Annotated in this window: 11 protein-coding genes; 8 read left to right on the top strand and 3 right to left on the bottom strand. The window is 50.4% G+C overall.

All coding sequences use genetic code 11. The features are described 5' to 3' along the window. Window positions 1-22 precede the first annotated feature (22 nt). The 8 genes from rbfA (at window position 23) to mtr (ending at window position 8,783) form a co-directional block, all read left to right on the top strand. Complete coding sequence (gene rbfA / locus DT73_RS05025) at window positions 23-433, top strand: 30S ribosome-binding factor RbfA (protein ID WP_036104845.1); 411 nt, start codon at window positions 23-25, stop codon at window positions 431-433. Then, entirely contained in the window at window positions 433-1,377 is a 945-nt protein-coding gene (gene truB / locus DT73_RS05020; RefSeq protein ID WP_036104843.1) for a tRNA pseudouridine(55) synthase TruB, read from the top strand. The genes rbfA and truB overlap by 1 nt, the downstream gene beginning before the upstream one ends. A 105-nt stretch (window positions 1,378-1,482) precedes the next feature. Next, complete coding sequence (rpsO, locus tag DT73_RS05015; RefSeq protein ID WP_036104840.1) at window positions 1,483-1,752, top strand: 30S ribosomal protein S15; 270 nt, start codon at window positions 1,483-1,485, stop codon at window positions 1,750-1,752. A gap of 237 nt (window positions 1,753-1,989) precedes the next feature. Then, a complete protein-coding gene (gene pnp / locus DT73_RS05010) occupies window positions 1,990-4,140 on the top strand; it encodes a polyribonucleotide nucleotidyltransferase (protein WP_036104837.1) in 2,151 nt (716 codons plus the stop codon). A gap of 206 nt (window positions 4,141-4,346) precedes the next feature. Continuing rightward, complete coding sequence (nlpI, locus tag DT73_RS05005; protein ID WP_036104834.1) at window positions 4,347-5,231, top strand: lipoprotein NlpI; 885 nt, start codon at window positions 4,347-4,349, stop codon at window positions 5,229-5,231. A 101-nt stretch (window positions 5,232-5,332) separates the two neighbouring features. Then, window positions 5,333-5,413: a protein YrbN gene (yrbN, locus tag DT73_RS26105; RefSeq protein ID WP_110027122.1), complete on the top strand. Its 81-nt coding sequence runs from the start codon at window positions 5,333-5,335 to the stop codon at window positions 5,411-5,413. Then, window positions 5,406-7,304, top strand: a complete 1,899-nt coding sequence (locus DT73_RS05000; protein WP_036104831.1) for a DEAD/DEAH family ATP-dependent RNA helicase — start codon at window positions 5,406-5,408, stop codon at window positions 7,302-7,304. The genes yrbN and DT73_RS05000 overlap by 8 nt, the downstream gene beginning before the upstream one ends. Window positions 7,305-7,535: 231 nt before the next feature. Beyond that, window positions 7,536-8,783, top strand: coding sequence for a tryptophan permease (gene mtr / locus DT73_RS04995; RefSeq protein WP_036104830.1), 1,248 nt, complete (start codon window positions 7,536-7,538; stop codon window positions 8,781-8,783). A gap of 36 nt (window positions 8,784-8,819) precedes the next feature. Here mtr and DT73_RS04990 read toward each other — a convergent pair whose 3' ends face one another. From DT73_RS04990 to DT73_RS04980, 3 genes are all read right to left on the bottom strand, one after another. After that, entirely contained in the window at window positions 8,820-9,827 is a 1,008-nt protein-coding gene (locus DT73_RS04990; RefSeq protein WP_036104829.1) for a luciferase-like monooxygenase, read from the bottom strand. 132 nt (window positions 9,828-9,959) lie between these two features. After that, a complete protein-coding gene (locus tag DT73_RS04985; protein WP_036104828.1) occupies window positions 9,960-10,838 on the bottom strand; it encodes a U32 family peptidase in 879 nt (292 codons plus the stop codon). Between the two features lie 11 nt (window positions 10,839-10,849). Further along, the gene (locus DT73_RS04980) at window positions 10,850-11,845 is read right to left on the bottom strand and encodes a peptidase U32 family protein (RefSeq protein WP_036104827.1); all 996 of its coding nucleotides are present in this window, start codon (window positions 11,843-11,845) and stop codon (window positions 10,850-10,852) included. Between the last annotated feature and the right edge of the window lie 146 nt (window positions 11,846-11,991).

Here is an 11,991-nt window from a genome sequence, read left to right as displayed (position 1 = left end):
TGATTTGTCTGGAGAAAATATTATGGCGAAAGAGTTTGGTCGCCCGCAGCGCGTATCTCAGGAAATGCAGAAAGAAATCGCAATCATTCTGCAGCGTGAAATTAAAGATCCGCGCGTAGGTCTGATGACAACTGTCTCAGGTGTTGAAGTATCCCGTGATTTAGCTTACGCAAAAGTTTATGTCACCTTTCTGAATGATCAGGATGAAGCCGCGGTAAAAGCTGGCGTGAAAGCGCTACAGGATGCATCTGGTTATATTCGTATGTTGCTGGGTAAAGCCATGCGTTTGCGCATTGTTCCAGAACTGACATTCATCTACGACAACTCTCTGGTTGAAGGGATGCGGATGTCAAACCTGGTCAGCAGTGTGGTTAAGCAGGATGAAGAGCGCCGTTCCAATTCGGAAACGGATGACAGCACCCGGGAGGACTGATGAGTCGTCCTCGTCGGCGTGGGCGCGATGTCCATGGCGTTTTATTGCTGGATAAACCTCCTGGCCTGTCATCGAATGATGCGCTGCAAAAAGTAAAACGTCTCTTTAATGCTAACCGGGCTGGTCACACAGGGGCGCTCGACCCACTGGCAACCGGCATGCTGCCTGTTTGCCTTGGTGAAGCAACCAAGTTTTCCCGTTACTTGTTGGATTCAGACAAGCGATACCGTGTTATTGCCCGGCTTGGGCAGCGCACCGATACCTCAGATGCAGATGGCATGGTTGTTCAGGAGCGCCCGGTTACCTTCAGTGAAACAGAACTGCAGCAGGCGCTGGAAACCTTCCGTGGTGAAACGCAACAAGTGCCATCCATGTTCTCTGCTCTTAAGTACCAGGGCCGGCCTTTATATGAATACGCCCGTCAGGGCATTGAAGTTCCCCGCGAGGCGCGTGCCATTACTGTGTACGAGTTGGTGTTTATTCGCCACGAGGGTAATGAGCTTGAGCTGGAAATCCATTGCTCCAAAGGTACTTATATTCGCACTATCATTGATGATCTGGGTGAAAAACTGGGTTGTGGTGCGCATGTAACTTTTCTGCGGCGTTTAGCCGTCAGTAAATATCCGGTCGAGCGTATGGTGACCCTTGAGCACCTGAATACACTGGTTGCTAAGGCCCAGGAAGAGGGCACTGGTATTGAGACAGTACTGGACCCTCTGCTGATGCCAATGGACAGCCCGGCGGCTGACTTCCCTCAAGTGAATTTGCAGCCCGCTGTCGCTGCTTATTTCAAACAAGGGCAGCCAGTCAGGGTTGCTGGGGTACCTTCTGATGGTTTGGTTCGCGTCACAGAAGGTGAGCCTGGCGAGTTTATCGGTATGGGCGAAATTGATGACGAAGGCCGTGTTGCGCCGCGCCGTTTGGTTGTGCATTATCCGGCATAGTCTTACCTTGCGATAACCTGTCCGCGCAGGTAGAATAGCGCGGCTCTGGGGCTGCTGAATTAGAGATTGGCGCCCTGTTTTCTTATTTAATTACTGGAGTTCAAAATGTCTCTAAGTGTTGAAGCTAAAGCTAAAATCGTTTCTGAGTTCGGTCATGGTGCTAACGACAGTGGTTCAACTGAAGTTCAGGTTGCCCTGCTGACTGCACAGATCAACCACCTGCAAGGTCACTTTGCAGAGCACAAAAAAGATCACCACAGCCGTCGTGGTCTGCTGCGCATGGTTTCTCAGCGTCGTAAGCTGCTTGACTACCTGAAACGTAAAGATGTTGCACGCTATTCTTCCCTGATCGAACGTCTGGGTCTGCGTCGCTAATATTTGCGAGTTTCTGAAAAAGGGGCCTCCAGAGGCCCCTTTTTTCAACTCAAAAGCAGCAATTAACCAGAAAGTAATGTATTGTTGCTTTTAATAGTCTTTATTGCTGAGGTTCGCGCGGCTAATGAAAGCACATAAAATTTTTCTGTGTTTCCATTAGTCGCGAGGGAGCATAAAGGCTGGTAATCACAACAGCACTTTGTTGTGCTGTCACTCGTCTAAAGAAAGGATACTATTTTGCTTAATCCGATCATTCGTCAATTCCAGTATGGTCAACATACCGTCACCATCGAAACTGGCATGATGGCTCGCCAGGCAACTGCAGCCGTGATGGTCAGCATGGATGACACCGCCGTTTTCGTTACCGTTGTTGGTGCTAAAAAAGCGAAACCCGGCCAGGATTTCTTCCCTCTTACAGTAAACTACCAGGAACGTACTTACGCGGCTGGCCGTATCCCAGGCGGTTTTTTCCGTCGTGAGGGGCGTCCAAGTGAAGGCGAAACACTGATTGCTCGTCTGATTGACCGCCCGGTTCGCCCGCTGTTCCCGGAAGGTTTTGTTAATGAAGTTCAGGTTATTGCAACGGTTGTTTCTGTTAACCCGCAGGTTCACCCTGATATCGTTGCTATGATTGGTGCTTCTGCTGCCCTTTCCCTGTCTGGTATTCCGTTCAATGGCCCAATTGGTGCTGCGCGTGTTGGTTATATCAATGACCAGTATGTTCTGAACCCAACTGCCGATGAACTGAAAAACAGCCAACTGGATTTAGTGGTTGCAGGTACTGATAACGCCGTGCTGATGGTTGAGTCTGAAGCTGAACTGCTGAGCGAAGACCAGATGCTGGGTGCTGTGGTCTTTGGTCACGACCAGCAACAGATTGTTATCGAAAATATCAAAGCGCTGGTTGCTGAAGCGGGCAAACCGCGTTGGGACTGGCAGCCAGAAGCAGTTAACGAAGCATTGAATGCGCGTGTTGCTGCTCTTGCTGAAGCGCGTCTGAGCGATGCATACCGCATTACTGACAAACAAGAGCGTTATGCTCAGGTTGATGTCATTAAATCTGAAGTCATTGCTGCTCTGTTGGCAGAAGATGAAGCCCTGGACGAAAACGAACTGGGTGAAATTCTGCATGCGCTGGAAAAAACAATTGTCCGTAGCCGCGTACTGGCTGGGGAACCGCGCATTGATGGCCGTGAAAAAGATATGATTCGTGGCCTGGATGTGCGCACAGGCGTTCTGCCGCGTACTCACGGTTCAGCACTGTTTACCCGTGGCGAAACTCAGGCTCTGGTTACTGCAACCTTAGGGACTGAACGTGACGCGCAAAACATCGATGAACTGATGGGCGAGCGTACTGATCGCTTCCTGTTCCACTATAACTTCCCTCCATATTCTGTGGGTGAAACCGGGATGGTGGGTTCGCCAAAACGCCGTGAAATTGGTCATGGTCGTCTGGCTAAACGTGGTGTGGCGGCTGTTATGCCGGCTGCAGATCGTTTCCCGTACACTGTGCGTGTTGTTTCTGAAATCACTGAGTCCAATGGTTCTTCTTCCATGGCTTCTGTCTGCGGTGCGTCTTTAGCACTGATGGATGCGGGTGTACCGGTGAAAGCTGCTGTTGCGGGTATCGCAATGGGCCTGGTTAAAGAAGGCGATAACTTTGTTGTCCTTTCTGATATTCTGGGCGATGAAGATCACCTTGGCGATATGGACTTTAAAGTAGCGGGTTCTCGTGAAGGTATCACTGCTTTGCAGATGGATATCAAAATCGAAGGTATCACTCGCGAAATCATGCAGGTTGCTTTGAACCAGGCTAAAGGTGCGCGTCTGCACATTCTGGGTGTGATGGAACAAGCAATCAATGCACCGCGTGGTGACATTTCTGAATTTGCACCGCGTATCCATACGATTAAGATCAACCCTGATAAGATCAAAGACGTTATCGGTAAAGGTGGTTCTGTAATCCGCGCTCTGACTGAAGAAACCGGTACAACCATTGAGATTGAAGATGACGGTACTGTGAAAATCGCAGCAACTGATGGCGATAAAGCAAAACATGCTATTCGTCGCATCGAAGAAATTACTGCTGAGATTGAAGTTGGTCGCATCTATAATGGTAAAGTTACCCGTATCGTTGATTTCGGTGCGTTTGTAGCGATTGGCGGCGGTAAAGAAGGTCTGGTGCATATTTCTCAGATTGCCGACAAGCGTGTAGAAAAAGTGACAGACTACCTGCATATGGGCCAGGAAGTTCCGGTTAAAGTACTGGAAGTTGACCGCCAGGGCCGTGTACGTCTGAGCATGAAAGAAGCTGTTGAGCAGCCAAAAGCACAGGAGCAGGAAGAAAAATCAGCTCCGGATGCAGCGGTTGATACTCAGGCAGAGTAATCTCGCTCTATGGCATATTAATACCCGATACCGTCTGTAAATGTGTTGCCTGCCAGTGCCGCACTGGCGGGTAATAAAAACAGTATCTGGAATGCGGAGTTGGCTCTTCATGGTGACATGAAGAGCTGTTTCATTCAGGGCAGGAAGCCATGTTATACAGCCGGGTAACAGGACGTTCATCCATTTGTTGTCTTCGGGAGTAGGAAATGAAGCCTTTTTTGCGCTGGTGTTTCGTTGCGACAGCCCTGACGCTGGCGGGATGCAGCAACTCTGCCTGGCGTAAGGATGAAGTGCTTGCTGTTCCTTTACAGCCAACACTACAGCAGGAAGTTATCCTGGCACGGATGGAACAAATTCTTGCCAGTCGGGCTTTAACCGAAGATGAACGCGCACAGCTTTTATATGAGCGCGGAGTGTTGTATGATAGTCTCGGTCTGAGAGCTTTAGCGCGGAATGATTTTTCTCAAGCGCTGGCAATCCGACCAGATATGCCTGAGGTTTTTAATTATCTCGGGATTTACTTAACGCAGGCGGGCAATTTTGATGCCGCTTATGAAGCGTTTGATTCTGTACTTGAGCTTGATCCAACTTACAACTATGCGTATTTAAACCGTGGTATCGCGCTGTATTACGGCGGTAGGTACCGGTTAGCGCAAGATGATCTGCTGGCGTTTTATCATGACGATCCTAACGATCCTTTCCGTAGCCTGTGGCTTTACCTTGACGAAAGCAAGTTAAACGAACAACAGGCAAAAGACGCGTTAAGACAACGCTTCAATAAATCGGACAGGGAGCAATGGGGATGGAATATTGTCGAATTCTACCTTGGTGATATCAGTGAAAGCACACTGATGGAAAGACTCAAGGCAGATGCAACGGATAACACCTCGCTCGCTGAGCATCTCAGTGAAACCAACTTCTATTTAGGTAAGCATTACCTAAGTCTGGGGGATAAGGACAGTGCTGCGGCATTGTTCAAATTAGCGCTTGCTAACAACGTTCATAACTTTGTCGAGCATCGCTATGCATTGTTGGAATTATCGCTCTTGGGCCAGGAGCAAGATGACCTGGCAGAATCGGACCAGCAATAGCTGACGAATTTTTTCAGCCCTTTTTATCGAGTCTTCACCTTCAGGGGTGAGGGCTGTTTTGTTCGTCAATTCAACAAATTTGAGCCGGTTCACACTTTTCAATGAAAATTGCAGATCGTTTTCACGATGAGTTATGTAGACTGGCCGCCATTGACACTGAGGCACTTGTACTACATGGCTGATATTGAAACCACCTTTTCCGAACTGGGCCTGAAAGCCCCAATCCTTGAAGCACTGAACGACCTGGGTTACGAAAAACCTTCTCCGATTCAGGCTGCATGCATCCCGCACTTACTGGAAGGGCGTGATGTTCTGGGGATGGCCCAAACCGGGAGTGGCAAAACCGCAGCGTTTTCGCTGCCGTTACTGAACAATATTGATCCTGAGTTGCGCGCACCGCAAATCCTGGTTCTGGCTCCAACCCGTGAGTTGGCCGTTCAGGTTGCAGAAGCATGCAATGACTTTTCTAAACATATGCGTGGTGTAAACGTTCTGGCCCTTTACGGCGGCCAGCGTTATGACGTGCAACTGCGCGCCCTGCGCCAGGGGCCGCAAATCGTTGTGGGTACACCAGGCCGTCTGCTGGACCACCTGAAACGTGGCACCCTTGATCTTTCCCAACTGAAAGGTCTGGTTCTGGATGAAGCAGATGAAATGCTGCGCATGGGTTTCATCGAAGACGTTGAAACTATCATGGCGGAAATTCCTGCAGGTCATCAGACCGCACTGTTTTCTGCAACTATGCCAGAAGCGATTCGCCGCATTACGCGTCGCTTTATGCAAGACCCGCAGGAAGTGCGGATCCAGACCAGCATTAATACGCGTCCTGATATCAGCCAGAGCTACTGGACTGTATATGGCATGCGTAAAAACGAAGCTCTGGTTCGTTTCCTTGAAGCTGAAGATTTTGATGCGGCGATTATTTTCGTGCGTACCAAAAATGCGACCCTTGAAGTGGCCGAAGCTCTGGAACGTAATGGTTACAACAGTGCTGCACTGAACGGTGATATGAACCAGGCTCTGCGTGAACAAACGCTGGAGCGCCTGAAAGATGGCCGCCTGGACATTCTGATTGCAACAGACGTTGCCGCACGTGGTCTGGACGTTGAGCGTATCAGCCTGGTTGTGAACTACGACATCCCGATGGATGCGGAGTCTTACGTTCACCGTATTGGCCGTACTGGTCGTGCTGGTCGTGCTGGCCGCGCTTTGCTGTTCGTTGATAACCGTGAACGTCGCCTGCTGCGTAACATTGAACGCACTATGAAGCTGACCATTCCGGAAGTGGAATTGCCGAATGCGGAGTTACTGGGCGAGCGCCGCCTGGCTAAATTCTCTGCAAGTGTTCAGCAGCAACTGGAAAGCAGCGATCTTGATCTGTACCGTGCACTGTTAAGCAAACTGCAGCCGGGTGAAGAAGCTGATATGGAAACGCTGGCAGCAGCATTGCTGAAAATGGCTCAGGGTGAGCGTCCGCTGATTCTGCCGCCGGATCCGGTAATTGAGCGCCGTCCGCGCCGTGAATTCCGTGACCGTGACGATCGTAGTGATCGCCGTGGCGAGCGCGGTGAACGTGGTGAGCGTAGTGATCGTCCTCGCCGTGAACGCCGTGATGCTGGTGAAATGGAACTCTACCGTATCGAAGTGGGCCGTGACGATGGCGTTGAAGTTCGTCATATCGTTGGTGCAATTGCAAACGAAGGCGATATCAGCAGCCGTTACATCGGTAACATTAAACTGTTTGGTTCACACTCCACCATTGAACTGCCAAAAGGCATGCCAGGCGAAGTGTTACAGCATTTCACCCGCACTCGTATTCTCAACAAACCGATGAATATGCAGTTACTGGGTGATGCACAGCCGCGCGGCGAACGCCGTGGTGGTGGCGGTGACCGTGGCCGTAACTTTGGCGGTGAACGCCGTGAAGGTGGCCGTGGTGAAGGCCGTCGCTTCGGTGGTGGTGAGCGCCGCGAAGGTGGTCGTCCGTTTAATGGTGAACGCCGTGATAACCGCGACAGCCGTGCCCCGCGCCGTGACGACTCAACAGGTCGCCGCCGCTTTAGCGAAGCATAATTCAGTATAACTACTGTTATTCAGGCCCTGCGTAAGCAGGGCCTTTTTTTTGCTATTTTTCCCCTGATTACATGCTCACTTTAGTGAAATAATTAGCTGTAAACTCATGTTTACATTTTACACTTCACTACGCTTTTGCTATTTCAGGCAACGTTATTTCAGCGTGTACTCATGTACTGGTACAATGTTCCATATAATTACTGACCCAAAAATGGGTTAAATGGAGCTTGTATGGCAACACTCACAACATCATCTTCGGCCTCTGTATCTGTTTGGGGCGGAGTGATGCTTATTGCAGGTACCATCATTGGTGCCGGTATGTTTTCTCTGCCCGTTGTGATGTCTGGTGCCTGGTTTTTTTGGTCTCTGGCAGGACTGGCTTTTACCTGGTTTTGCATGCTGCACTCCGGGTTGATGATCCTTGAGGCAAACCTCAATTATCGCCCGGGAGCAAGTTTTGATACTCTGACGCGGGACTTACTGGGCAAAAAGTGGAATTTGCTCAATGGCCTGTCCATTGCATTTGTCTTGTATATCCTTACCTATGCGTATATTTCTGCAAGTGGCTCTATTCTGCAGCATACTTTTTCTTCTTTCTCCCTGAATATTTCAGCCCGTTTTGCCGGGACAGGGTTTGCACTGTTGATTGCCTTTATTGTCTGGCTGAGCACAAAAGCAGTGAACCGGGTAACTGCCATTGTGCTGGGGGCAAAAGTGATTACGTTCTTTCTCACTTTTGGCACACTGCTGGGGCATGTCCAGCCAGCCATATTGCTTAACACCGCAGACAGCAACCCACATTATGCGCCGTATTTGTTGATGACCCTGCCATTCTGCCTGGCTTCATTTGGTTATCACGGCAATGTCCCGAGCCTTGTGAAGTACTATGGGAAAAATCCGGCGGCTATCGTGCGTTGCCTGGTGGGGGGCACCCTTATCGCGCTTGGCCTGTATACTGTGTGGTTACTGGGAACGATGGGGAATATCCCGCGTCATGACTTTATTGATATCGCTGCAAAAGGCGGCAACATTGATGCGCTGGTTCAGGCTTTGGGTAGTGTACTGAACAGTAAAAGCCTGGGGTTGCTGCTGGTGGCGTTTTCTAATTTTGCTGTGGCAAGTTCTTTTCTGGGCGTGACTCTGGGGTTGTTCGATTATCTGGCTGACCTGTTCGGCTTTGATGACACGGCGTCTGGCCGCCTGAAAACAGCCGGGCTAACTTTTCTGCCCCCGGTTGCCGGGGCTTTGTGCTGGCCAAATGGTTTTCTCTATGCAATTGGTTATGCCGGCCTGGCAGCAACTATTTGGGCAGCAGTTGTTCCGGCTCTGTTGGCACGGAAATCACGCAAGCGTTTCCCGGATGCGCCGTTTCGGGTGTGGGGAGGAAAACCGCTCATTGTACTGGTTCTTTGCTTTGGCATCGTGAACGCGGTGGTTCACATTCTTTCCAGTTTTAATTTGTTGCCTGCTTACCAGTAAACCGCAAAACGCAGGGCTGCCCCCTGCGTAAGCCCGTTATTCCAGACTCGCTTTGACTTCCATTGCCAGTTCGAAGGAGTGCAGGCGGGCCTGGTTATCAAAGATTTGCCCATTAACCATAATTTCATCTGCCTGGGTTTCCCGTAGCAAGCTTAACAGGCCATGGCGCACTTTAGCTTTATCGCCAACCAGAGACATACTCAGTGCCTGCTGAACACCATATTGCTCTGCCGGGCTCCAGAAATTAGCAATATTTTGGATTGGCTGGGGTAATTTGCCTGTTTCGCCGCGGCGTAACTTTACAAATGCCTGTTGCATTGAAGTAAACAAAAACTCAGCATCACGGTTGCTGTCAGCAGCAATAATATTAATGCACACCATAGCATAAGGCTTTTCAAGGTGCTTGGAAGGTACGAAGTTGCTGCGGTAAAGCTGCAGGGCCTGAAACAGCATATCGGGTGCAAAATGCGATGCAAAAGCAAAAGGTAGCCCGAGCTTTGCCGCCAGTTGAGCGCTATACAGGCTGGAGCCTAAAAGCCATACCGGGATGCGCAGCCCATAGCCCGGTACAGGGTGTACGGCAGAAGCGTTTTCACTGGCATCGAACCAGTTGATCAGTTCACTGACATCCTCCGGGAAGCTGTCCAGTTCGCTATTCATGTGGCGACGTAATGCTGCCATTGTACGGTGATCACCCCCCGGAGCACGGCCTAACCCCAGGTCTATACGCCCCGGAAAGAGCGTTTCCAGCGTACCAAATTGCTCCGCAATAACCAGGGGAGAATGGTTCGGCAGCATAATACCACCAGACCCCAAATGAAGAGTGGTGGTATTAGCCGCAAGGTAGCCAATAAGCACGGAGGTTGCTGCGCTGGCTATACCCGACATATTGTGGTGTTCTGCCAGCCAGTAGCGGTGGTAGCCGAGTTTCTCAGCAAGCTTTGCCAACTCAAGAGAGTGGCTGAAAGCTGTGCCTGCTTCAGCACCTTCCGGTACAGGGGCAAGGTCAAGAACAGAAAACGGTACACTGGCGTAATCAGACATAAGCACTCGCTTTTATCGCATCGTTGAGAAAAAAATAACTACTGCCGGGCAGATGGCTTTAGCATCTGCCCGTTCATGTAATTTTAATACTGCATTAAAGATTGATGATGCGCGTTAACAATGCGAGCTGTTTCAGACTTCGAGGTTAAGGCCTGCGAGGCGTTTCCAGTAACCGTTACAATCGTGGTGGTTCTCCAGTGCCAGGGGTTTTTCACCCAACTCATTGGCGCGGAAGTGTTTGAGCACATCCAGCGTTCCCAGCCCCATTGGCGACAACCGGACAATATCCACCAGACCTTGCATACCGGCTAATTCATTACCAAGGTTGTACACATAGCCACTCATGGTCTGAATCCCATTGAGCACGAAAACTTGCTGGTCTTCCTGTGAGCGCATATTGCGGCCAACCGGGTATTTGATACAGCAGGTCTCGCACTCATCCTTTGCCCGGTTTTCTGAACGCGCAGTAAAACAACGTGCAGAATATGCCAGCGGCAGGTGGCCATAACTGAGAACTTCCACTTCGAACTGATTACGAATACCCAGCGTATCGCACTGCTCAAGTAATTTAATCAGCCAGTCACGGGAAAGTTCGACTGGCATACACCAACGTACCATCCCCTGATTGAGCAAAATACGCAGAGTTACGGCGTTATAGCAGTTGAGCGCATGCCCGGCGACAAAAGGTAGTTTGTGTTCCGCTGCAAGGCTGACTGTACCGAAGTCATTGGCCTCAATCAGAAACTCACCGTTATCGACATAGCGCTTCAATTCGCCCAGCTCTGAAGGCGCCTGGACGAGAGCGAGTGTGGATAAAACCACTTGCTTCCCGCTACCAGCAAGCATTTTTGCCAGCGCCATCCAGTCACCTTGCTTTGTTGCCCGGCGCTTACTGCAAACGGCTTCGCCCAGGTAAATAATATCTGCTTCACTTTTCTGTGCGGCAGTATAAAACGTTTCCAGTGTTTCTTTCGGCCAGTAATACAGCACAGGCCCTAATGAATATTTCATCTTTGCTCCTGTTACTGCCATTTCCGGTGATAGGCACCCAGGGTTGTCTGGGTACCTTCGGCCATTGCGCCCAGCGCCTGCATCCATGCATCTTGTGGCACAAAGCTTTCTGGGTCTGCACTACAGCGGTCAATCGCCTGGCGCCATACTTTGGCAACCTGAGTAACATAAGCCGGGCTGCGCTGGCGGCCTTCGATTTTGACGGAAGCTATACCCATAGACATCAATTCAGGCAGGAGCGACAAAGTGTTCAGGCTGGTGGGTTCTTCCAGTGCGTGATACAAATCGCCATCGACCCGGTAGCGGCCTTTGCACAGGGTTGGGTAGCCAGCATTTTCGTTTTCCTGGTAGCGGTCTATCAGTACGTCGTTCAACCGGGATTCCAGCCCTTGCGGCGTTTGCTGCCAGCGCACAAAACGGGCTGGTGAGCAGGCACCAACAGTATTCGGTGATTCACCCGTCAGGTAGGAAGAGAGATAGCAACGCCCTTCAGCCATAATACACAGGCTGCCAAATGCGAATACCTCCAGTGGAACCGGGGTAACGCGGGCGAGTTGTTTTACCTGGTGAATAGACAACACCCGGGGCAGAACAACACGGCTGACGGCGAAGTTATTGTGATAAAAGCGAATAGCGGCTTCATTGGTGGCGGATGCCTGAACCGAAACATGGCGCTCAACACCTGGATAGCGGCGGGCAGCGTAATCCAGCATTGCCAGGTCAGCCAGAATTAGGGCGTCTGCACCCAGTTGTGCTGCCATATCTATCGCTTTTTCCCAGCGGGCATAACCATCAGGATGGGCAAAAGTATTGATAGCGATATGCAGTTTACGTTTATGGCGATGCACAAAGTCTACTGCTTCTTGTAACCGTTTTTCGGTAAAGTTTAACCCGGCAAAATGGCGGGCGTTGGTATCATCTTTCAGGCCAATATAGACCGCGTCGGCACCATTTTCGATGGCCGCCTTCAGAGCCGGTAAATTCCCGGCCGGACAAAGCAACTCCATAGCGTTTCCTGGATTGTCTGGTAACCATCAACGTTACCGGGCTGACCGTGACCGGACAGCAAGAATTGTTAATGAAGTGCGATTCTAGTTAACCTTTACACGATACATTTTGATTTAAGGCAGCTAAAGTCGTATTCATAGCTCCA

Origin of the sequence: Mangrovibacter sp. MFB070 (assembly GCF_000705335.1) — a bacterium.
Lineage (GTDB): Bacteria > Pseudomonadota > Gammaproteobacteria > Enterobacterales > Enterobacteriaceae > Mangrovibacter > Mangrovibacter plantisponsor.
The sequence above is the reverse complement of the archived record's forward strand: the minus strand, read 5'-3'. Positions and strand labels throughout refer to the sequence as shown.

Bases quoted from the DNA above. Each gene is read 5' to 3' on its own strand.
- rpsO (WP_036104840.1), top strand. From the start codon at position 1,483: ATGTCTCTAAGTGTTGAAGCTAAAGCTAAAATCGTTTCTGAGTTCGGT.
- truB (WP_036104843.1), top strand. From the start codon at position 433: ATGAGTCGTCCTCGTCGGCGTGGGCGCGATGTCCATGGCGTTTTATTG.
- yrbN (WP_110027122.1), top strand. From the start codon at position 5,333: ATGAAAATTGCAGATCGTTTTCACGATGAGTTATGTAGACTGGCCGCC.
- nlpI (WP_036104834.1), top strand. From the start codon at position 4,347: ATGAAGCCTTTTTTGCGCTGGTGTTTCGTTGCGACAGCCCTGACGCTG.
- rbfA (WP_036104845.1), top strand. From the start codon at position 23: ATGGCGAAAGAGTTTGGTCGCCCGCAGCGCGTATCTCAGGAAATGCAG.
- DT73_RS04985 (WP_036104828.1), bottom strand. From the start codon at position 10,838: ATGAAATATTCATTAGGGCCTGTGCTGTATTACTGGCCGAAAGAAACA.
- mtr (WP_036104830.1), top strand. From the start codon at position 7,536: ATGGCAACACTCACAACATCATCTTCGGCCTCTGTATCTGTTTGGGGC.
- DT73_RS04990 (WP_036104829.1), bottom strand. From the start codon at position 9,827: ATGTCTGATTACGCCAGTGTACCGTTTTCTGTTCTTGACCTTGCCCCT.
- DT73_RS04980 (WP_036104827.1), bottom strand. From the start codon at position 11,845: ATGGAGTTGCTTTGTCCGGCCGGGAATTTACCGGCTCTGAAGGCGGCC.
- DT73_RS05000 (WP_036104831.1), top strand. From the start codon at position 5,406: ATGGCTGATATTGAAACCACCTTTTCCGAACTGGGCCTGAAAGCCCCA.